18 protein-coding genes and 1 riboswitch are annotated in these 21,231 nt (G+C 53.6%); of the genes, 11 read left to right on the top strand and 7 right to left on the bottom strand.

The window, feature by feature from the left end; genetic code table 11:
- Positions 1-35: 35 nt before the first annotated feature.
- Positions 36-491, bottom strand: a complete 456-nt coding sequence (locus tag EJ361_RS13380; protein ID WP_126246140.1) for a MaoC family dehydratase — start codon at positions 489-491, stop codon at positions 36-38.
- A gap of 230 nt (positions 492-721) precedes the next feature.
- Positions 722-916: riboswitch (cobalamin riboswitch) on the top strand.
- 120 nt (positions 917-1,036) lie between these two features.
- Between EJ361_RS13380 and EJ361_RS13375 the strand changes: the two genes are divergently transcribed.
- From EJ361_RS13375 to cobC, 6 genes are all read left to right on the top strand, one after another.
- Positions 1,037-3,022 (top strand): TonB-dependent receptor plug domain-containing protein, encoded by a 1,986-nt coding sequence (locus EJ361_RS13375; protein ID WP_164714220.1) that lies wholly within the window; start codon positions 1,037-1,039, stop codon positions 3,020-3,022.
- Positions 3,023-3,050: 28 nt separating this feature from the next.
- Positions 3,051-3,620: a DUF6580 family putative transport protein gene (locus EJ361_RS13370; RefSeq protein ID WP_126246138.1), complete on the top strand. Its 570-nt coding sequence runs from the start codon at positions 3,051-3,053 to the stop codon at positions 3,618-3,620.
- Positions 3,621-3,702: 82 nt separating this feature from the next.
- Positions 3,703-4,260, top strand: coding sequence for a bifunctional adenosylcobinamide kinase/adenosylcobinamide-phosphate guanylyltransferase (locus EJ361_RS13365; protein WP_240646630.1), 558 nt, complete (start codon positions 3,703-3,705; stop codon positions 4,258-4,260).
- The gene (cobT, locus tag EJ361_RS13360; RefSeq protein WP_205687002.1) at positions 4,257-5,327 is read left to right on the top strand and encodes a nicotinate-nucleotide--dimethylbenzimidazole phosphoribosyltransferase; all 1,071 of its coding nucleotides are present in this window, start codon (positions 4,257-4,259) and stop codon (positions 5,325-5,327) included. The genes EJ361_RS13365 and cobT overlap by 4 nt, the downstream gene beginning before the upstream one ends.
- Positions 5,324-6,136, top strand: coding sequence for an adenosylcobinamide-GDP ribazoletransferase (locus tag EJ361_RS13355; protein WP_126246137.1), 813 nt, complete (start codon positions 5,324-5,326; stop codon positions 6,134-6,136). Before cobT ends, EJ361_RS13355 begins: the two co-directional genes overlap by 4 nt.
- Before the next feature lie 27 nt (positions 6,137-6,163).
- Positions 6,164-6,763, top strand: coding sequence for an alpha-ribazole phosphatase (cobC, locus tag EJ361_RS13350; RefSeq protein WP_126246136.1), 600 nt, complete (start codon positions 6,164-6,166; stop codon positions 6,761-6,763).
- Positions 6,764-6,875: 112 nt separating this feature from the next.
- Here cobC and EJ361_RS13345 read toward each other — a convergent pair whose 3' ends face one another.
- Both EJ361_RS13345 and EJ361_RS13340 read right to left on the bottom strand, forming a co-directional pair.
- Positions 6,876-8,099, bottom strand: coding sequence for a glycosyltransferase (locus EJ361_RS13345; RefSeq protein WP_126246135.1), 1,224 nt, complete (start codon positions 8,097-8,099; stop codon positions 6,876-6,878).
- Between the two features lie 20 nt (positions 8,100-8,119).
- Positions 8,120-8,566 carry a GbsR/MarR family transcriptional regulator gene (locus tag EJ361_RS13340; RefSeq protein WP_126246134.1) on the bottom strand — a complete coding sequence of 149 codons (447 nt, stop codon included), beginning with the start codon at positions 8,564-8,566 and terminating at the stop codon, positions 8,120-8,122.
- 106 nt (positions 8,567-8,672) lie between these two features.
- On the opposite strand from EJ361_RS13340, the gene EJ361_RS13335 reads away from it, so the two are divergent.
- Positions 8,673-10,010 carry a TIGR00341 family protein gene (locus EJ361_RS13335; RefSeq protein ID WP_126246133.1) on the top strand — a complete coding sequence of 446 codons (1,338 nt, stop codon included), beginning with the start codon at positions 8,673-8,675 and terminating at the stop codon, positions 10,008-10,010.
- 13 nt (positions 10,011-10,023) lie between these two features.
- Here the strand turns inward: EJ361_RS13335 and EJ361_RS13330 are convergent, their stop codons facing one another.
- The 4 genes from EJ361_RS13330 to EJ361_RS13315 all read right to left on the bottom strand — a co-directional run bounded on the left by EJ361_RS13330 (position 10,024) and on the right by EJ361_RS13315 (position 14,640).
- Positions 10,024-11,397, bottom strand: a complete 1,374-nt coding sequence (locus EJ361_RS13330; RefSeq protein WP_126246132.1) for a glycosyltransferase — start codon at positions 11,395-11,397, stop codon at positions 10,024-10,026.
- A gap of 24 nt (positions 11,398-11,421) precedes the next feature.
- On the bottom strand, positions 11,422-12,450 hold the full coding sequence (locus tag EJ361_RS13325; RefSeq protein WP_240646629.1) for a mechanosensitive ion channel family protein: 1,029 nt from the start codon (positions 12,448-12,450) through the stop codon (positions 11,422-11,424).
- A 115-nt stretch (positions 12,451-12,565) separates the two neighbouring features.
- Complete coding sequence (locus tag EJ361_RS13320) at positions 12,566-13,948, bottom strand: HAMP domain-containing sensor histidine kinase (RefSeq protein ID WP_126246130.1); 1,383 nt, start codon at positions 13,946-13,948, stop codon at positions 12,566-12,568.
- Positions 13,949-13,950: 2 nt separating this feature from the next.
- Positions 13,951-14,640: a response regulator transcription factor gene (locus tag EJ361_RS13315; RefSeq protein WP_126246129.1), complete on the bottom strand. Its 690-nt coding sequence runs from the start codon at positions 14,638-14,640 to the stop codon at positions 13,951-13,953.
- 135 nt (positions 14,641-14,775) lie between these two features.
- Here EJ361_RS13315 and EJ361_RS13310 point away from each other — a divergent pair, with 135 nt between their 5' ends.
- The 4 genes from EJ361_RS13310 to EJ361_RS13295 all read left to right on the top strand — a co-directional run bounded on the left by EJ361_RS13310 (position 14,776) and on the right by EJ361_RS13295 (position 21,218).
- Positions 14,776-15,609 (top strand): universal stress protein, encoded by an 834-nt coding sequence (locus EJ361_RS13310; protein WP_126246128.1) that lies wholly within the window; start codon positions 14,776-14,778, stop codon positions 15,607-15,609.
- Between the two features lie 49 nt (positions 15,610-15,658).
- On the top strand, positions 15,659-17,926 hold the full coding sequence (gene ggpS, locus EJ361_RS13305) for a glucosylglycerol-phosphate synthase (protein ID WP_126246127.1): 2,268 nt from the start codon (positions 15,659-15,661) through the stop codon (positions 17,924-17,926).
- Positions 17,927-18,017: 91 nt separating this feature from the next.
- A complete protein-coding gene (gene nhaA, locus EJ361_RS13300) occupies positions 18,018-19,328 on the top strand; it encodes a Na+/H+ antiporter NhaA (RefSeq protein WP_126246126.1) in 1,311 nt (436 codons plus the stop codon).
- Between the two features lie 33 nt (positions 19,329-19,361).
- A complete protein-coding gene (locus tag EJ361_RS13295) occupies positions 19,362-21,218 on the top strand; it encodes a chloride channel protein (protein ID WP_126246125.1) in 1,857 nt (618 codons plus the stop codon).
- Positions 21,219-21,231: the final 13 nt, after the last annotated feature.

Raw genomic sequence — 21,231 nt, 5'->3', positions numbered from 1 at the left:
ACAAAGCAGGCAACCCGAAAGGCTGCCCGCCGGTATTAAAAATGGTAAAGAAACACTACATCACCGGTATATGCCGGTTTTGCCTTGCCCTTGATATTGAGCGTGGCGGCGATCACCACTTTGGTGACCCCTCTTAAATCAACGATGGTCTTGAGCTTCGCCGTCAACTGCACCTCATCGTTCACCAGTACCGCCTGGCCGAATTTAAACTGCTCTATGCCGTAGTTGATCTCCATTTTAACATTACGGATATCCGCAATCTGTTTCCACAAGTAAGGGATTAGCGACAGCGTCAGATACCCGTGGGCGATGGTGGATTTGAACGGCCCTTCATTTTTGGCCCTTTCTTCGTCTGTGTGAATCCATTGATGATCAAGCGTTGCGTCCGCAAACATGTTGATCTGCGCCTGGTCAATGGTATGCCACTTTGAGCTACCTATTTCCTTACCCTCGTATGCCTGATATTCAGCAAAACTGTTGATGATTACCATATCTTTCTTATTATTCAAATTTTAAACCCCCATCGGCACAAAGTTAGCGCTCGGGACAATGAACTTCTAACCTACTTCATTTTCGACAAATATCCAGATAATATTGCGTGTTTCATATTGACTTTTTTTCACATCGTACCCTGGCCACATATCCTCCCCTCCCCGGGCGGTAGGCGGATGGAGGGGTGCCCCCGAAATAAAGTAAAATATAAAAGCCGAAACTCTTTCTTACATTTGCACCCATAATTGGTTCCCGGTCTGCCAGCGCGGTCCGGGATTAAAAGGGAAACCGGTGAGAATCCGGTGCTATCCCCGTAGCTGTAAGTTTCATGAAGCTGTTCATTCTCCACACCACTGTCCATCCGGGCGGGAAGGTCATGAACAAGGAAACAAGCCAGAAGACCTGCCGGTTATTAGCAATAACATCAACGAGCTTTCGGGTGAAAGGCCGGGGTGAAACCGTCTCACTGCAGGAGACATTTCATTTCTGTATCGAATTCATTATTTTCCGAAGGCTCATAGTTCATCATTAACAAACTATGAGCATGACAAAAGAGCTACTCACGTTATCGGCCCTGCTGGCTGCCATGCACGCGCAGGCGCAGGATTCAACCGCAAAAAAAGCACTGGATGAAGTAGTGATCACCGCTACGAAATATCCTAAAAAAACCTCCGAAACCGGTAAGGTGATCTCCGTGATCACCCGCGAACAGCTAGACCGGAGCGGCGGCAAAGACCTGGCCCAGCTGTTGAACGAACAAACCGGCCTGTCTGTCAACGGCGCTAACAGCAACCCCGGGAAAGACAAATCGATCTTCCTCCGCGGCGCAAAGTCGGATTACACCCTCATTATGATAGACGGCGCCCCCGTTTATGACGCAACCGGCTCGAGCAGCAATTTCGATTTCAGGCTGCTGCCGGTAGAAAACATCGAACGCATAGAAATCCTGAAAGGCAGCCAGTCTACCCTGTACGGTTCCGACGCCGTGGCTGGGGTGATCCATATCATTACCCGCCAGGGCGACGCCCGGAAAACCATCGCTCCCTTCGCCTCCGCCGCCTATGGCAGCTACAACACACGCAGACTCAACGCGGGCATCAACGGGGGATCCGGGTTCTTCAGCTACAATGCGGGCTTCACCCATTATAAAACAGACGGCATCAGCGAATCCGCCGACAAAAACAACACCGGCACTTTCGACAAAGACGGCTATGAGCAAAACGCCTTCATGGCCAACCTCGGCTTCAAGGTGAATAACGCCGCCAAAATAATGCCCTTCCTCCGCTATGCGAAATACTACGGCAAGCTGGATGCCGATGCTTTCTCCGACGACAAAGACTACACCTACAACATGTCGAACATGCAGACCGGTGTCCGCAATGAGCTGACGCTGGGGAAGGTGAAACTGCACCTCAACTACAACTTTACCGCCACCAAAAGGAACTACCTCAACGATTCACTTGTGAAGTCTTCCCCTTTTGACGGCTACAGCAAAGGGTTTTATGAAGGGAAAGAACATTTCCTGGATGCTTATCTGCATGTGCCCGTCCTTCCTACCCTGTCCTTCACCGGCGGTATCGACTACCGCAACGGGATCACGGACGTAAAGACTTCCGGGGTATATAAATACGAGATGGGCGGCGTGATATACAGCGGCGAATACGCGAGCACCATAGGCTCCGACTCGGCCACGCAAAACCAGACCGGCGTTTACGGCGCGTTCACCTATGCCGCCAAAGGGCTGAACATCGAAGCAGGCGGGCGGTTCAACCACCATTCGGTATACGGGAACAATGCCGTGTTCAATGTCAACCCGTCTTACCTGATCAACCGGCAGTTCAAGATTTTTGCCAATATTTCAACGGCCTATAAAGTACCTACGCTGTACCAGATGCATTCCGAATACAAAAACCCGTTCACCGGCCTGCAACCCGAAAAAGCGATCACGTATGAAGCTGGCGTACAGTACTATTCCGCCAACAACCTGGTGAATGTGCGGGGCGCCATTTTCAGGCGCGATGTAAAGGAAGGCATTGCCTTCTATACTGACCCCAATACTTTCAGAAGCTACTTTATCAACCAGGACAAGCAAAACGACTGGGGCTTCGAGATCGAACCGGTATTCAACATCCGGGACAAAGGCCAGCTGCTCCTATCCTATGCTTTCGTAGATGGCGAGGTTACTACCAGGAAAGGAGAAAAGGATACCTCCTATTTCAACCTGATACGCCGGCCCAAAAGCATATTCAACGCTACGGCCAACTATCACATTACAAAAAAACTGTTTATCAGCCTCGGCGTGCAGCGCTTCGGCAAGCGCAGCGACCTGGACTTCAGCGCCGCGCCAGCCGCCATCGTTTCGCTGAAAGCATATACGCTGCTGAACGCCTACGTGGAATACCGGTTCCTTAACGATAAACTGAGGGTATTTGCGGACGCCAAAAACCTCACCGATACGGACTATACCGAAGTATACGGCTATAACGCCCAGGGGATGAACCTGCAGGGCGGATTCAGGCTCAGCCTGTAATAACTGACACCAATATCAAATTAAACATATGCCAGTTTCAACATTTAGTCAGCGGAATGCAGTAATACTGCTCATCATTGTGGTGGTAGCGGTGCTCCGCCTGCTTTCTTTCCTGGATGAGGGCCCGTTGGCCTATTTTACGCCGCTGGGAGCCATGGCGCTTTTTGGCGCCGCGCATTTCAACGGCCATGTAAAACCATATGCCTTTCCGCTGCTCACGCTTTTTATCAGCGACCTGATCCTTTCCTTCACCCTGTTCGCTGCTTTCCGGACCGGCTTTTTATACACAGGCTGGTATTGGACCTACCTGGCGTTCGTCCTGATGACGGCAGCCGGCAAGCTGATCCTGAAAAAGATCACCGTTCCCAGGCTCATCGCGGCCACCATCACCGCCACCGTCATTCACTGGCTGGTGAGCGACATTGGCGCCTGCGCGGTTGAGAACAAGCTCACCTTCGCCTTTTACCTGGACAGGCTGGTTACCGCGATCCCCTACGAGCTGCGATTCCTCGCCGGCACGGCCTTCTTCGGCGCCATCATGTTCGGCATATTTGAGCTGGCGCAACGGAAATACACGAGCCTGAAGCCCGCCCGCTAAACCAGGCAACATTCACCGGCGGTAAACAGCAGGCCGGGCTTTCTGCCGCCCTGTTTACCGCCGTTTTCATATCACTGCCTACGTGCAAAGAAAATTTCAGCGGATGTCTATGACCGATCCGAAACCCGGCATCATTTTTATCACGGGGGGCGCCCGCAGCGGCAAAAGCCGGTATGCCCAGGAACTCGCGCTGCAATATAGCGCATCGCCCGTGTACGTAGCCACTGCCCGCCATTGGGACGGGGATTTCCAGCAGCGCATCAAACGCCACCAGGACGACCGCGACGGGCGCTGGACCTCCCTGGAAGAAGAAAAACACATCAGCCGGCCAGACCTGGCCAACAAAGTTGCCGTCATCGATTGTGTGACGCTCTGGCTCACCAATTTTTTCGTCGACAGCCGGAACAATGTTGACGCCAGCCTGGAGGCCGGTAAACACGAAATAGAACAGCTATTGCAGTTAGGGGGTACATACATTATCGTGAGTAATGAAATCGGCATGGGCGTACATGCGGAAACGGCCATCGGCCGGCAATTCACCGACCTGCAGGGATGGATGAACCAATATATTGCGTCCCGGGCCCGCCGTGTCGTATTCATGGTAAGCGGAATACCCATGGAGATCAAAAACATACTATGACAACGAATGCCACCTGCCTGCAGGAACAACTCCTGCACAAAATCAACCATAAAACGAAACCCCTGGGCTCACTGGGCCTGCTCGAAACCATTGCCCTGCAGGTGGGGATGATACAGGGCACCACTTCGCCGGTGATCCGGCATCCGCATATCGTCGTATTTGCAGGCGACCACGGCATCGCCCGGACGGGCCTGGTAAACCCATACCCCCAGGCCGTGACGGCGCAGATGGTGCTCAATTTCCTCAACGGCGGCGCCGCTATTAACGTCTTCTGCCGGCAGCACGGCATCACCCTGCACGTGGTAGACGCCGGCGTCAACCACGATTTTGTGCCGGCGCACCCTCCGCTGGAGACGGGGATGGCGGAACGCTTCGTCCCTGCCAAAATGGGACCGGGTACCGCCAATTATCTTGAAGGGGCCGCCATGAGCGAAGCCGTTGCCAAGGCCGCCATCGAAAAAGGAAAATCCGTCGTACGGGCAATTGCCGCCGCCGGGGGCAACTGCGTGGGGTTTGGAGAAATGGGCATCGGCAATACCTCCTCCGCCTCCCTCATCATGTGCGCCGTTACAGGCATTCCGCTCCCATCCTGCACCGGACGGGGCACCGGTGTAAATGACGAGCAGTTGCAAACAAAAATAAACACGCTCGAACAGGCATTTGCCCTGCACCGGCTGCAGGAGCATCATGACCAGCCGGTTGCCCTGCTTTCCAGGGTCGGTGGCTTCGAGATCGCCATGATGACGGGGGCCTACCTCGAGGCTGCGGACCAGCGGATGGTAATCGTGGTGGACGGGTTTATCGCTTCCGCTGCTTTACTGCTGGCACGGCTGATGGAACCTTCGGTAGTGTCCTGCTGCATATTCGCCCATACCAGCGGCGAGCAGGGCCACGAAAAAATGTTGCAGCACCTGCAGGCCACCACGCTTTTGCAGCTCGGCATGCGGTTGGGCGAGGGCACCGGGGCCGCACTGGCCATTCCCCTGGTCCGGTCGGCCGTGAACTTTTTGCAGGAAATGGCCTCTTTCGAGTCGGCCGGCGTATCCAACATAGCAACAGCAACATGAAAAAAGAACTACGGATATTCTTCACGGCACTGATGTTCCTTACCCGGCTGCCCGTGCCGAAATTTACGGACCACTCGCCGGAATACCTGGAAAAATCGACCCGGTACTTTCCGCTCACCGGCTGGATAGTGGCCATCATCAGCGGATTTACCTTCCTCGTGTTCAACCGGTTGGCGGGCGAAAATATTGCCATCCTCGCCGCTATGATCGCAGGCATTTTTACCACCGGCGCCTTCCATGAAGACGGCTTTGCCGACGTATGCGACGCCTTCGGCGGGGGATGGACCAAAGAGAAGATCCTCGCTATCATGAAAGACAGCCGGCTGGGAACATACGGCGTCACGGGCCTGGCCGGTATCCTTGCCGCCAAATTCCTCCTGCTGAAAGAACTGGCCGCATTCACACCCGGCGGCGCCCCTTCGTTCCTGTTCTCCATTTCCCGATATCGGCAACTGCTGCTGATACTGGTGGCGGCACATGCCCTCAGCCGGTTGATGGGCGTATGGACCATTTATTTCTCTGAATACGTAACGGATCCCGACGGCAGCAAATCGAAACCGGTAGCCAGCCGCAAACCTTCATGGGCTACGCTGCTTGTGGCGAGCCTCTTTGCAGGGGTCCCTTTTATTTTCCTGCACGCACAATTTGCGCTGGCCATTTTGCCGGTGATACTGGTCACTTACCGCCTCGGCAGGTATTTCAAAAAATGGATCGGGGGATACACGGGCGACTGCCTGGGAGCCATCCAGCAGGTGAGCGAGCTGACTTTTTATCTCGCGATCGTTGTTATTTGGCGGTATATTGTCTGACGGCGAATTAAATTTTATCATTGCAGCATGCATATCTACCTTATCCGCCACACCACACCGCTCATTGAAAAAGGCACCTGTTACGGACAGGCCGATATCGGTTTGACCGCCACATTTGAAGAGGAAGCGAAAATCATCCGGCAACACCTTCCTCCAGGGATGCAACGGGTTTACAGCAGCCCGCTTCAGCGGTGCCGGAAACTGGCGGAACGGCTGTTCCCCGGGCAAGCCATCCATCTTGAACACGATCTGAAAGAAATACATTGCGGCAATTGGGAACTGCAACCCTGGAATGATATTCCCCGGGAAGAGATCGACCCGTGGATGAACGACTTTGTGAATGTCTGTATCCCGGGCGGAGAAAGTTATGTGCATCTCTTTACGCGGGCAACGCGCTGTTTTGACGCCCTGGCCGCCAGCGGAGGACCGACCGCTATCGTTACCCATGGCGGCGTGGTGAGGAGCATCCTGGCCCATATCACCCAAACGCCGCTGCACGCGTCCTTCTCGGCCTTTACCGTACATTATGGATGTGTGGTAAAGATAGACCTGCAGGCCCCCGGGCTTTCTTATGAAATACTGTCCAATATTCCGACGGCAAAAGAGCAACATCAGCCGAGCCGGTAACCTTTTTCCCCGGAAAAGGCCAGGCGAACATTAAGAAAAGCCGGCAGCTGCGCCGTATGACCCTGGCGGTTCCGGCCCAGGTACGAACCAGGGCATTCAGGATTTACAGTCGTCAGGAAAGCTCCACAAGCCTGATCGCTTCATCAATGCCATTTTCCGTTTGCAACATCGCAGCGAAACGTTGCGCATTCATGGATAATTCTTTGTCGCCAAGTAATCCGATGATCGCTTTTTCGAAGAGTTCCGCATTTAGCCGCCTGGCCGGAATCGGGGGCAGCGCACAGCCTTTCTGGCTGGCCAGTTTCCCCCAAAAGTGCTGATCACCTACCGGGTACAAAACCGGGCAGGTCAAAAATGGCTTCCCAGCCCTAAGGCATTCTGCCGTAGTGCCGATCCCGCCATGATGGATCGCTGCTTTAACATGGGGCAATAATTTTTCATACGGTGCGGAAGATATGACTTTGATAAAGTTATTCCCCTCGAATTCCTCCGTTGAAGGGAAGCCCCATCCCTTTACTACAATAAACCTGATTCCCAATTTCTGGGTGATGCGTATCACAGCTGCCCGCAAATCCCAGTCGATGTTCAGGGGCATACTGCCGAAGGTCAATAATATCGGCGCCGAGCCTTTTCGCAGAAACTCCAGGGTGTCTATACTCAGGTCAGCCGGCGAATCCCCGTACCAGAAACCCGTAAAATGGGATCGCGCACCCCAATCCCGGGGCGCTTCGAGTAAAAACCTGCTGATCCCGTAGATAGACCGGAGATCGCGGTAATCCGATACCCGGTCGTCCATCCCATTATTGAGCCGGAACTGACGGATCGGTTTGCGCATCATTCTGTATCCTATGGCGGTAAGCCCGAAGCTCAAGCGGTTCATAAAAGCCGGCAAACGAATGCCGGAAAGTACCGGGTTCACGAAGCTGCTGGTGGGCTCAAAAGCCGGCACTACGTTGGCCCTTATCATTTTTTCAGGGAACTGGTCCGCAAAAAATCCGGCCAACGTTTTGCCATGGAACAGGACTTTATCGTGCAGCCTGGCAACGTCGTAGAAGGTCTGCAGCGCTTCCTGGATCACCGGATGCATCCATTTACTGAAATTCCGCTGGGCGGTCAACGGGCTTTTCATCATTTTTTTCCCTTCTTCGGATTCCATCAATGCCTGGAAATCTGCGTCTACCGGGGCAAAGTCGAGCCCGTAATCCCCGGCTAACGCGGAGAAATTCCTGGCCGTCGACAATGTTACGGTATGACCGCGTTCTTTCAGCGCACGCCCCAATACGGCATAGGGCTGCACATCGCCGCGGGTCCCCAGCGTCAGTAATGCTATTTTCATGTTTTCGATTTTTTAGGCTATCATGGCAATGTCGCCTTCCAGCGCTGTAATAATTTCGGAAATTCCGCCTCCATAAACTGATAAAACCCGGACACCTTCGCCAGTTCCCCGGAAAGCGCATCATCCTTCCCCCGGCGAAGCCTGACATCGTCTAACATCCCCCGAAACGCGGTGAACCGCCGGGAAAGATTCACGGGATCGAACATCCCGGTTAAATTCACGGCAAAATACCGCTTGCGACGGCCTTCTACCTGCCGGGGCACCACCAGCTGCATGTTGACCAATAATGCCAGGGCATTGGAAACGGCGCTTTTGCTGGCCTGGAAGTGCGCCACCAGCTCCGCAAAGCCGGCCTGCCCTTCCCCGCTGCAGATCAGGTACAGATAAATGCGGGACGCCATGGGGCTCAACCCCATCGATTCCATCAATTTCCCATGATATTCAATTGCTTCGCTTACAATTTCCATCGTTGCAAATTCATCATCAAATATATGGTTTTTATATGGTTCTTAAAATAGAGAACCAACAATCATTGGAAAATATTTCCTTTTATTGCAGGTTCAAACCGGACGAATGGAAAAAAAAGCGACCAGCAGATGGTGGCGGGCGGTTAAAATAACCGTTGCCCGCCGGTTCAATCTTCATCTCGACAAAGCGGCTGAAGACGATGTGATCAGTTCCATTACAAAGAACTCGGAATTCAAGGGTGCCAACCTCTGGACGTTGATTTTTGCCATCTTTATCGCATCGATCGGGCTGAACGTCAATTCCACGGCAGTGATCATCGGCGCCATGCTCATATCTCCCCTGATGGGCCCCATCATGGGGATCGGCCTCGGTATTGGCATCAGCGATTTCGAGCTCGTTAAAAAAGGAGCGAGAAACCTGGTGATCGCTACCCTGATCAGCATTGCCGCGTCCACGCTTTATTTCGCCCTGACGCCCCTGCAGGAAGCACAAAGCGAGCTGCTGGCGCGCACGACTCCCTCCATCTGGGACGTTTTCATCGCATTGTTCGGCGGCCTGGCCGGTATCGTCGCCGGAACACGGAAGGAAAAAAGCAATGTGATCCCCGGCGTCGCCATCGCCACCGCACTGATGCCGCCCCTTTGCACCGCCGGTTACGCACTTTCCGCCGGGAACGGATATTACTTCATGGGGGCCATTTACCTGTATTTCATCAACAGCGTATTCATTTGCATCAGCACCTTCCTCATCGTGCGTTTCCTGAAATTCAGGAAGGTCCGTTTCGCCGACAAAGGTTATGAACGCAAGATCTCCCGCTATATCCTTATCATCATCACCATTACCATCCTGCCCAGTATTTACCTGGCTTTCCGGATCGTGGACAAGAGCATTTTCGTCAGCAACGCACAGAAATTCGTGCGGGAACAATTCCAGTTCAGGAATACCCAGGTGGTAAACAAATCCTACAGGTACGAATCCGGCGGCAGGGAGATCGACCTGCTGCTAATCGGCTACGAGCTGCCGGCAAACGTCATAGATTCCATCCGCAACAACCTGCCGAAATACAACCTGGGCAAAACCACGCTCCAGATCCGCCAGGGCCTTAATGCGAAGCAGGAAATCGATTTTTCCCAAATCCGGGCCAGCATCCTGGAAGATATGTACAGGAACGATTCAGCACGAAATGAGCGGCTGATCGACAACCCGGCAGCAAGGGATACTTTCCCGGACCTTACCGGCGAAATGTCGGCCCTTTTCCCTGGATTGTCTTACTATGCGGCATCCAAGGCCGTATTCCGCCATGCTGCTGCCAACAAACAGGATACGGTCACCCTCGTCATCACCCGGTTTTCGCGCCGCCCCGGCACGGCCGACCGGCGGAAAATGCAACAATGGCTGACAGCGAGGCTGCGTGCCGATTCCCTGAAACTTGTGGTGGAGTAAAAGACAATAGCTGCTAGTTGATTACCGGCACCAGCATTTGATAATCCCTTGCCTTGATGATGTATCCCGCCGCCGATTCGGGTTTGGCCAGCCCGGAACAGAATGCAATGCCGATCCCGGCATGCTCCAGCGGACAGGCGTCGCTATCTTTTCCGCCGATGAAGACGGTATTCCTGATATCCACTTCATACTGCCTGCAGATGCTGGCGAGCGCATTCGTTTTACAGTAGTCATGCCTGCAAATACTTCCATCGCCCGGCAGGAAAAACGAAGGAATCCTCACTTCTCCCGTTGCAACGCTGCGCGAAAATTCCAGTTCATTCGCTATACTGAAATCAAATCCGAACTTATTCTTGAAGTGATTGCTGATACAGCTGAAGCCATCGCTGATGATACCGGTGATATAACCCAGCTCCTTCATCGCGCCCAACAATTCCGGCAGATGCGCCGGCAGCTCCATTTCGTCGGCAATACCGATCATCTCGCCGAAGCTCCGGCCATTCAGCAACCGGGCGATCTGTTTAATACGCACGAAGGCGGAACCGTTGCTTCCGGTCACCTGCCGCAATTCTTCCCCGAACCCGAACCGCTCCCCCGCCAGGGTGATGAAATCTCCGCCGGCAGCGGCATAATCCAGTTCAAAGACCGCGATCTTTTTCAACGACATCAGGCTTTCCCGGATGGCAAATTCCATTTGCCCGCGAATAACCTGGATGTCTTCGTACGTTTCGAGATTCTGGAGATCGCCGGCTCTCGATTTCCGGATGATCGTTCCGGCAACTTCCCGGCTCATTTTCCCCAGTTGCTCCAGCGGGCGCATCCTGTTTTCGATCTTGCCGATGCATACTTCCCTGATCCTCGCGCCCAGGTTGTACATATCTATCAGGATAGCAATATCGACCCCATACCCTTCTTCAAAAACGCACCGGTCGAAAAACGACCGCTTTCCGGCGATCATTCCGCTTAACGGCTGCCTGAAAACCGGGAAGGAAGGATACAGGATAGACAGCAGCGGTTTGGCCACCAGCTCCGTAACCCGGCCAGCCTGTCGGTCGAAAAAGGATTTGACGAAGTCCGCTTCATCATTGATGATCGCTTCCGTCAACAAATCGACCACATTATCCGGGTAGGTAACGATATCGGCATCCAGAAAAGCGATGATATCGTTTTTCGCGACCATGACGCCGTCTGCCATCGAGGTCCCTTTCCCGAGCTTGGTGCTGGTGACGATCGTAGCCCCGGCAGCGCGCGCCTCGGCTATGGTAGCGTCCATCGACATATCATCGACCACGATCACTTCGGAAACCCGGCCAGACTGCCAGGCCAGCCTGACCACCTGGCCGATAGTTTCTTCCTCGTTCAGGGCCGGTATTATTACTGTTATCATAATTTCATATTAGTGTCTGGCAACTCAGGCCGTCTTTTCATTTGCCGGTGTCGCGGCCATAAACAGCTTCTGCGTGGGATAAGCGAACTCCAGCCCTTCTTCTTCAAATTTTTCCAGGATATCGAAGTAAATATCCTGCTGGCAGTCCATATACTGGGTGTAGTCTCCGCTAAGGATATAAAACACCACTTCGAAATTGAGGCTGAAATCGCCAAAACCCGCAAAGTGCGCGCGGTCGAACTGCACACCATCACGGCCGGAAATGATCGCTTCCAGCATTTGGGGTATTTTCCGCATCCGTTTAGCCCCCGTTTCATATATAACGCCCAACGAAAACACGACCCGCCTTTTTTCCATGCGCTTGAAGTTCTGCACCCTGGAATTGGTCAGGTCCGTATTGGCGACCACCAGTTGCTCGCCGCTAAGGGTGCGCAACCGGGTCGTTTTTATGCCGACGTTCTCCACGACGCCCGATTTATCGCCGACTACGATAAAATCGCCGGTTTCGAACGGCTTGTCGAAAAATATGACCAGGTAACTGAACAGATCGCCCAGGATCGTTTGCGCGGCGAGCGCGATCGCGATACCGCCAATGCCGAGGCCGGTTACGATCGTCGTGATGTCATAACCGAGATTGTCGACCAGGAAAATCAGACCGACTATCCAAAGCACGATTTTGATAAGAAGGAGAATCCCCTTCGCCTGTTTTTCCTGCTGGCCGGCATGCTCGCCCCGGGAAGCGTATTGCATGAAAAAATAGCTGAAAGCTCCGCTTATCACCGTAACTGCATAGAAAACGACGAGCACGAGTATGGCCACGTCCAATACCCTGGAGAACCGGCCGGGCAGTTGCAAATGACGGATCCCCCCGTACACGGCGAGCGCGTATGCGATCGGCATTACGCTTTTCTGCACGAGGCGCACCAGGAAATCGTCGAGTCCCGATTCCGTACGGTCGGCGAACCGCTGCATCCGTTTCAGTGCATATTTCTGGATAATCCTCGCCGACGTGGCGCATACAACGATAATACCGAGGGCAATCGCCCAATCCAAAACAGTATTCCCCCAAAAGCTTGATTGCCAGAATGTATTCATTTGCGCGTCTGTTGATTCACGCAAATATATCCAAGGCCGGGAAGAAGGCGGGGAAGACGGGATTAGAAAAAGATTAGATAATTGGACGGGCGGGAAGCAGGATCGTCACCGTAGTCCCGGCGCCAGGCTCCGAATCGACCCGCAGGGTGCCTTTATGGAGTTTAATGATCCTGTCCGCCAGGGCCAGCCCCAGCCCGAAGCCATTGACGTTGCCCGATTGCCGGATCCGGTAAAACGGTTGCATGATGTGCTCCAGCTCATTTTTCTCCATCCCGATCCCCGCATCAGCCACCCGGATAACGATATGGCTCCCTTCCACTTCCAGGTAAATTTCGGCGTGGTGGTCCGGCGAATACTTGCAGGCATTCGCGGCAATGTTCAGGATGGCGGAGAACAACAGTTCTTCGTTGCCGAAGACCAGCAGCGGGCCTTCCTCCTCCGGCAGGGAAAGAAACCTGAGGGATGCGGTATGCTCACTGTCTCTCGACTGGATTTCCCCCGGAATGCGCATCAGCACTTCATCGATCCTGACCATCTCGATCTCCAGCCCGCCTGCATTGCCGGAAGCGGTGGCGAATTTCAGCAGGGTCTGGACCAGGTTGTTCATATGCCTGACGTCTTTGAGCACGCGGGCCATTGCCTGGCGGTACTCTTCCTCTGTCCGTTGCCGCTGGAGTGAAATTTCCAGCTGGCTCGAAATCAGCGTCAACGGGGTGGATAGCTCATGGGATGCGTTTGAAATGAACCTTCGCTGCATGTCGAAGCTTTCCTTCAACCGGTCGAGCAGCTCGTTGAGCGTTCCCGTAAGCTGCGACCACTCATCGTTGTTGGAGCTTTTATGAATACGCCTTTCCAGGTTGTAAGCAGAAATCTCCTGCACTTCGCTGGTGATATTGCGGACCGGCTTCAACAGCCCCCGGGAGAACAGCAGGCCGCCTGCAAACGAAAGCAAGGTGCCCAATATAAAACTGATCATCAATATGTTAGCCAGCTGTTCCAGGGTTTGGTTGCCTTCCAGGTCTTCACCGGCGCAAACCACGGTGACGCCTTCCACATCATTCGCTATAAAACATGCGACGGCTTCCTTTCTGCCGCTCGTGAAATAAAATTGCCCTTTCGTCCTGGCGGCCTGGAGCGCCGCGCGGGGAACATGGAGACTGTCGCCCGAAACGTCGCTGTAAAAATATACCAGGCGGTTGCCATTATCGTACGCCTGCACCGATTTATACCTGAGCGCCAGTGTTGTAAGCGAATCCACCTGCCGCAGCAGCGTCTGATCCTGCAATCCGCCGTGCATCAGCAGGCGGGCGGACGTAATAGCGCGGTTGGCCAGCCGTGTTTTGATCGTATGCAGCCTGGAAACGGCCGAAAAGTAATAAATGGACGAACAAACGACACCCAGTATGACGAATACCAATAAGGTAAAAAGCAATGTAATGCGTAACCGGACGGGCATAATCATATGTCTTTTAGTATATACCCCAGCCCAACCTGCGTATGGATCAGCTTCTGGGGAAAAGGCTTGTCGACCTTGTTGCGGACGTAATTTATGTAAACATCGATGATATTGGTATTGGTATCGAAATCGATGTTCCAGACGTTGGTCGCGATATCGGCCCGCGACACTACCTGGTTCTTGTTACGGAGGAGGTATTCGAGCAACTGAGCCTCCTTCGAAGTGAGGCTCACAACGACATCTCCACGTTTCACCTCACGGGTGTAGGTGTTCATCGACAGGTCTCCCGCGCGCAACATGCTCCCCGCATGATGGCTGGGATCCGCGCTGCGGCGCAGCAGGACCTTTATTTTCATCAGCAACTCCTGGAATTCGAAGGGCTTCAGCACATAATCGTCTGCCCCGGCGTCATACCCCTCGATCTTGTCGTCCAGCGTGCGCAATGCCGTCAGCAATATGATCGGAATATTGGTATTGACGGCGCGGATCCGTTTGCATAATTCATAGCCGTTCAGGCCGGGCAGGTTGATGTCGAGCACCAGCAAATCGTATTTTTCCTTCAGAAACATGGTGTATCCCACAATTCCGTCATACGCCACCGATACTGCGTACCTGTTCTCCTCAAGACCGAACGACAGCGTGTCCGCTATACGCGGTTCATCGTCCACCAATAAAATTTTCGCGTGCTCCATATTCAAAGGATATTGGCCCAAACCAATGCAATATTATATGTTCCGCGGACATATTCCTCCGCCGGATTACCAATTCTAATAATTTTCTAATCCGTATTTGGGCCTACTCTTTAAAGTGAATAGGATATTTGAAGTATGCCCAACAGCTTCAAAACCATCGTGATCCCCGTAGACTTCTCAGCAAATACGGACATTGCCGTTGCGAAAGCGCTGAGCATCCTCCCGTTAGACGGCTGCACGATCCATTTATTGCACATAAGGCTCGTTCATCCGCTTCATTTCCTGATGCACGGCAATGCGGAAGGAAAAACATCCGCAGATGTGATTTCGGCGATTAAATTACAACAATTGGAATACGATATCCAGAACCGGCGGCCATATGCCCGTGTGTATTCCCATATCGTCTTCAATAATCATGTGGAAGCGGCCATCGCGAAGAAGTCCAAAGACCTCGATGCGGATATCATCGTAATCGGAAAGCGTTCGAGATACCCGCTGCTGGCCCGCTTCAGCACTGTTAGGCCAAACCGGCTCGTCAAGGCTTCCGGCATCCCGGTGCTCACGGTGAAACCAGGGGCCGCCCACCGGCCGCTGAGAAAAATCATCCTGCCCATGGGCGACCATTTTCCGGGCAGCAAAATCACCGTGCTGGATTCCATTCAATCCATAACGCCATTCCAGGTAACGCTCATCATGTTCCCGCAAGACGAGGCACACCAGGATTTTACCAAGCATACGCTGGTCAATACTTTCAAGGCCCTCAAATGCCAATCGGCCAACCCTGTTAACTATGACGTGCTATATGGAAAAAATAAGGCAAAGGCGCTGATGAACTACTGTATCAAAACCGAAGCCGACCTGCTGATCGTAAACACGTCGAAGGAAACGAAGATCAATAAATGGATCAACAGCCATATTTCAGACCAATTGCCGTCCTTTTCAAAAACCGCGGTACTGACAATGAGCTAAGCGTTTCCAGGAAGAAAAATTTTAATAAATATAACATAATCTGATTTTCATGTTACTAGCGACAGATCTGGATGGAACATTCCTCGGAGGGAAGAGTATTCACAAGCAACAACTTTACAGGCTCGTAAGGGAAAACTCGGATATCAAGCTGGTTTTCGTAACCGGCAGGGGGCTGGAATCGGTGATCCCTATTCTCAATGACCCTATCATTCCCAACCCGGATTATATCATCTGCGATGTTGGCGCCACCATCGTGGACGGGCAAACGCTTGCCCCGGTAGCTTCGTTGCAGGCAGACGTCGAAAGGAATTGGCCCGGCAGGTTGAAAATAGCCGACCACCTCAAACATATTCCCGGTCTCGTTTACCAGGAAGTCCCCCAACAACGCAGATGTTCCTTTTTCGTTGCGGAAGAGGCACTGGTGGAAACGGTAACAAATTCGGTAGCGGAATTGGGCTGCGACGTCATTTACTCCGCCGGCAAGTTCCTGGACGTGCTGCCACTGGGTGTCAATAAAGGGTCCTCTCTCACCAAACTGGTAGACCACCTGGGCATAGCCCGGGAAGACGTACTGGTGGCGGGAGACACGCAAAACGATCTTGCCATGTACCAGTGCGGGTTCAAGGGAGTCGTGGTCGGCAACTCCGAACCCAGGCTGGTGGCGGCCACGCAAGGGATCGGGCAGATTTACTATGCGGATGCCGCCGGTGCGGGCGGTATCATCGAAGCCATCGCTCATTTTCCGGAATTCCCCATGAGCCTCAAAGACCCGGCGGAGGAAATCTTTGCCCGGGCGAAATCGGACAGTCCGCAGCTGCTGATGTTATACCACCGGTTCCCCTACGAAAAGGTGACCATCAACGGCCGCGAGGAAAGGGTCGCTCCCGCCAGCCCCAACGGCATTCTCCCCACATTGCAGGGCTTTTTCGCCAACGGCAGGGCCGGCGTATGGGTGGCATGGGAAGAAGTGGAAAAGGAAGGTGAAATACTGCGGAACATTTATATCGATAAGGAAAAATATCCGAACCTGATGGCGTCGCGCATCGGGCTTACCAAAAAAGAGGTGGAGATATTTTACAAGTCGTTCGCCAAAGAAGCGTTCTGGCCCACCATTTTCGCATTTATCGACAAAGCGCATTTCAACCACGACCATTGGGAACATTTCGTGAACATCAACCGGAAATTCGCCGAAAAGACGGCGGAGCAGGCCGATCAGGGCGCCGTTGTCTGGATTCATGAATACAATCTCTGGCTGGTACCCGGCTTCCTCCGGCAAATGCGCCCCGATCTTCATATCGCCTTCTTCCATCATACGGCCTTTCCCGCCGCCAACACGTTCAACATCCTGCCATGGCGCCGCGAGATCATCGGCAGCCTGCTGCAATGCGACTTTATCGGATTTCATATCCCACGCTACGTAGAAAATTTCGTGGATGTGGCCCGCAGCCTGTTTCCGATAGAAACACTCGAAAAAGTGAATTGCGCGCCCCGGTTCCTCACCTACGGCACCACCATGGGGATCGACAGCATGACTACCGCCGTCAAAACGGCGCAACGGGAGGTGCGGCTCGGCGCCATACCGGTCGGCATCAACGTGGAATACATCAGGGATGCTTTCAGCGACGGGGAAATGCTGCGGAAGGTGAACGCCATGAAAGCGCAACTGAACGGAAAAAAGATGATCCTCAGCGCCGAAAGGCTCGATTACGTCAAAGGCCCCCTCGAGAAAATACTCGCATTCGAGCAGTTCCTGGAAGAACATCCCGAATTCCACGGCAAGGTGGAGCTGGTCAACATCTGCACCCCGCCCGCCAAAGGCATGAAAATCTACGACGCCATCAAATTGCAACTGGAAAGCGCGGTAGGCCGGATAAATGGAAAATATTCCAATATGAACTGGACGCCGATCCGTTTGTTTTTCAGGTCCTTCCCGTTCGACGAGATCCTGGTCTATTACGGTGCCGCCGATATCGCCTGGATCACGCCGCTGCGCGACGGGCTCAACCTCGTGGCAAAGGAATACGTGGCGGCACAGGGGCAGCTCCCGGGCGACAAGGGCGTGCTGATCCTCTCCGAGTTCGCCGGCGCCGCGGTGGAGCTGTCGTACGTAATCCTCACCAATCCCTACGACCCCAAAGCCATGAAGGAAAACCTGCTGCAGGCGCTCCGGCTGCCTGTCGAGGAAAAGAACATGCGGATGGAGCGGTTGTATGAACAGGTGAAGCACTTCGACATAGACTTTTGGGCGGATGATTTCATGAAACAGGCGTTGACCGCTACTGTAGCTGCATCCGGCAAGAACGCCTATGCTTTCTGAGGGTAACATCCGGGGATTACCCTGTTCCGATCAGAAAAAGCGGAATATTGGTATCTTTAAACATTCATAAAACTTTGCTCCGCTTTTTGTTATGGCCAAATCGCCCATAGACCAACTTTTAAAACCTGTCAGCAGGTTCATACACCAGGAATTTACCGGCGGCATCATTTTGTTCGCCAGCGTCGTGATCGCTATTTTTTGGGCCAATTCCCAATGGGCGGAATCGTACCACCATGTCTGGGAAACGAATTTCGGGATCAGCTTTGCGGAATACGCTTTCAACAAGCCGCTGCACGTCTGGATCAACGACGGTCTGATGGCCCTTTTCTTTTTCGTGATCGGCCTGGAATTGAAGCGGGAGTTCATGGCCGGGGAGCTTTCCTCGTTCGGCAAAGCCTCGCTGCCGATGATGGCGGCCCTTGGGGGGATGCTGGTGCCGGCCGGCATCTATGTCGCGTTCAACGCCGGGCTGCCTTCCGAAAACGGCTGGGGCATCCCGATGGCGACGGATATCGCGTTTGCCCTCGCCCTGCTGTCGCTGGCCGGCAGGCATATCCCGACGTCGGTGAAGGTATTCCTTTCAGCACTGGCCGTTGCCGACGATCTCGGCGCCGTATTGGTGATCGCCATTTTCTACACCAGCCACATCGTTTGGGTCCCGCTGACGATCGCGGGCGTTTTACTCGTCATTTTATGGGTGGGCAACCTGCTGGGTATCCGCAGTACCTTGTTCTACCTGTTGGTGGGCCTGGGCGTATGGTCAGGATTTCTCATGTCTGGCGTCCATGCCACGATCGCTGGTGTGCTGGTGGCATTTATGATCCCCGCCCGCACCAAAATCGACGAAGAGGAATATATAAACAGCATGGAAGCGCATACCGAATCTTTCCGGAACGCTATTCCGCAGGCCAGCACACTTACTACCTACGAACAGCACCGCACGATCGAGAGCATTAAAAAGATCAGCCTGGACGCCGAAACGCCGCTCCAGAAAATCGAATATGCGCTCCATCCCTGGGTCGCATTCGTCATCATGCCCTTGTTTGCCCTCGCGAACTCCGGGATGCATATCGGCAGGGATTTCTTCACGTCGATGCTAAACCCGGTCAGTATCGGGGTGGCAACAGGTTTGGTGATCGGAAAATTCGCGGGCGTCCTGCTTTTCACCTGGCTCATGGTGCGGTTGAAATTGGCGAAGCTGCCGGAACAATCCACCTGGAGGCACATTTCCGGCGTGGCCCTGCTGGCCGGTGTCGGGTTCACCATGTCACTTTTCATTACCGGGCTGGCATTCAGCGACCCGGCCATGGTAGACCAGTCGAAATACGGCATCCTGCTGGCGTCTGTACTGTCGGGGATAGCCGGGATCGTTTGGCTCCGGAAATCCCGGCCGGCCAGCTGACGGCTTTCGTAAAAGGAACGATACATCAAAACAATGAAGCATTTTAAATTCATTCGCCACCATCACGGCTTTTTCAAGTTCAAGCGCGAATTTGAGCGGTACAGCATCCGGAAAGCAAGGAGTTACGAGATCATCCTGCATTGGCTTCGCAGCAAAATGAACCGGCGGCAGTTCCTCATTTTTTCCGGCATACTGGTGGGAATGGCCGCGGGCCTGGCCGGCGTGCTGCTGAAAATGCTCGTCCACTATATCCACTACGTTATCACGCAGAAAGTACATTTCACCGCGCAGGTGTTTTTCTACGCGATATTTCCATTCCTGGGCGTAGTGCTCACCACGCTGATTGTGATATGGTTCTTCAAAGGTCAGGCGAGGAAAGGGATTCCCGCCATCCTGTATGAAATCGCGCAGAACAGCAGTATCGTTCCCGGCGTTAAAATGTATTCCCAGATACTCCAAAGCGCGGTAACGGTGGGCCTGGGCGGCTCTGCCGGGCTGGAAAGCCCCATAGCGGTTACAGGCGGGGCGATCGGGTCGAACTATGCGCAGACATACCGGCTGGGATACCAGGAAAGGACCCTGCTCCTTGCCGCCGGCGCGTCTGCCGGTATCGCCGCGGCTTTCAACGCCCCCATCGCCGGGGTCATGTTCGCGTTCGAGATCCTGTTGGCCGGGGTCGTATTCTCCGATTTCATCCCGCTGATCCTGGCGGCGGTTTGCGGCAGCCTGCTGTCCAAGATCATCCTGCAGGAAAACGTGCTTTTCCATTTCCAGTCGCGACAGGCGTTCAATTATCATAATCTGCCGTATTATCTGTGCCTGGGCTTGCTGTGCGGGTTATACGCCCGGTATTTTGTCGTCGTTTCCCGTAAAATCGAACTTTTCTTCCATCACCTGTCATGGAGCAAGCTGAACAAGGCGATCCTGGCCGGATGTATCGTTTCGGCGCTTTGCGTACTGTTCCCGCCGCTGTTCGGTGAAGGGTATCTTTCGGTCAAATCATTGGTAGACGGCAATGCCAACTTCATGATCCAAAACAGCTTTTCCCGCTTTCTCCCGGCCGGCAACTGGATATTGCTGGTTTTCATGGGCTGCATCTGCCTGATGAAAGTCTTCGCCACCGCATGCACCATACACGGCGGCGGCAATGGCGGGAATTTCGCGCCATCCCTCTTCGCTGGCGGATTTCTCGGCTACTTTTTTTCCATCATCTGCGTCCTGTCCGGAATGAACGACGTGCCGGTCGCCAACCTGGTGATCGTAGGCATGGCAGGTGTGATGAGCGGAGTGCTGTATGCGCCGCTTACGGCCATTTTCCTCATCGCGGAATCCAGCTCGGGGTACGATCTTTTCATTCCCCTGATGATCGTATCCATCATCGCCTACCTCATCGGGAAATGGTTCTCGCCGATCTCGCCTGATTTGATGGAGCTGGCCAAGGAAGACAAGATCTTCACCCATGAGCACGACAGGAACTTCCTGTCTGTCCTGAAGCTGAAAAACCTCATCGAGACCGACGTCTTGCAGATCAACAGCCACGCAACGCTACGGGAATTGATCGACCTCGTCCGGCAAAGCAACCGCAATATCGTGGCGGTAGTAAACCAGGAAAATTTCTTCGAGGGCACCATCACACTGGAAGATATACGCCCCGTCATCTTCAATCCGAATCTTTACGACACCGTGAAGGTTAAGGAATTGATAAAAGTCCCGCCGGCGGTCGTTGACCCGGACGAAAGCGTAAGGTCGGCCATGCAGAAGCTGGACGATACCCAAATGTGGAACCTTCCGGTTTTGAAGGATGGAAAGCTGTTAGGCTTCATATCGAAATCGAAGGTCCTGAACAGCTACAGGCAATTGCTGCAACAGTACTCGGACCAGGAAGGATAAGCCGGCCGGCATT

The sequence above is a fragment of the Chitinophaga rhizosphaerae genome, from assembly GCF_003958645.1.
In the GTDB taxonomy this organism is placed as follows: Bacteria; Bacteroidota; Bacteroidia; order Chitinophagales; family Chitinophagaceae; genus Chitinophaga; species Chitinophaga rhizosphaerae.
This window is presented reverse-complemented; position numbering and strand designations above follow the sequence as displayed.

Bases quoted from the DNA above. Each gene is read 5' to 3' on its own strand.
- EJ361_RS13380 (WP_126246140.1), bottom strand. From the start codon at position 491: ATGGTAATCATCAACAGTTTTGCTGAATATCAGGCATACGAGGGTAAG.
- EJ361_RS13375 (WP_164714220.1), top strand. From the start codon at position 1,037: ATGACAAAAGAGCTACTCACGTTATCGGCCCTGCTGGCTGCCATGCAC.
- EJ361_RS13370 (WP_126246138.1), top strand. From the start codon at position 3,051: ATGCCAGTTTCAACATTTAGTCAGCGGAATGCAGTAATACTGCTCATC.
- cobT (WP_205687002.1), top strand. From the start codon at position 4,257: ATGACAACGAATGCCACCTGCCTGCAGGAACAACTCCTGCACAAAATC.
- EJ361_RS13355 (WP_126246137.1), top strand. From the start codon at position 5,324: ATGAAAAAAGAACTACGGATATTCTTCACGGCACTGATGTTCCTTACC.
- cobC (WP_126246136.1), top strand. From the start codon at position 6,164: ATGCATATCTACCTTATCCGCCACACCACACCGCTCATTGAAAAAGGC.
- EJ361_RS13345 (WP_126246135.1), bottom strand. From the start codon at position 8,099: ATGAAAATAGCATTACTGACGCTGGGGACCCGCGGCGATGTGCAGCCC.
- EJ361_RS13340 (WP_126246134.1), bottom strand. From the start codon at position 8,566: ATGGAAATTGTAAGCGAAGCAATTGAATATCATGGGAAATTGATGGAA.
- EJ361_RS13335 (WP_126246133.1), top strand. From the start codon at position 8,673: ATGGAAAAAAAAGCGACCAGCAGATGGTGGCGGGCGGTTAAAATAACC.
- EJ361_RS13330 (WP_126246132.1), bottom strand. From the start codon at position 11,397: ATGATAACAGTAATAATACCGGCCCTGAACGAGGAAGAAACTATCGGC.
- EJ361_RS13320 (WP_126246130.1), bottom strand. From the start codon at position 13,948: ATGCCCGTCCGGTTACGCATTACATTGCTTTTTACCTTATTGGTATTC.
- EJ361_RS13315 (WP_126246129.1), bottom strand. From the start codon at position 14,640: ATGGAGCACGCGAAAATTTTATTGGTGGACGATGAACCGCGTATAGCG.
- EJ361_RS13310 (WP_126246128.1), top strand. From the start codon at position 14,776: ATGCCCAACAGCTTCAAAACCATCGTGATCCCCGTAGACTTCTCAGCA.
- ggpS (WP_126246127.1), top strand. From the start codon at position 15,659: ATGTTACTAGCGACAGATCTGGATGGAACATTCCTCGGAGGGAAGAGT.
- nhaA (WP_126246126.1), top strand. From the start codon at position 18,018: ATGGCCAAATCGCCCATAGACCAACTTTTAAAACCTGTCAGCAGGTTC.
- EJ361_RS13295 (WP_126246125.1), top strand. From the start codon at position 19,362: ATGAAGCATTTTAAATTCATTCGCCACCATCACGGCTTTTTCAAGTTC.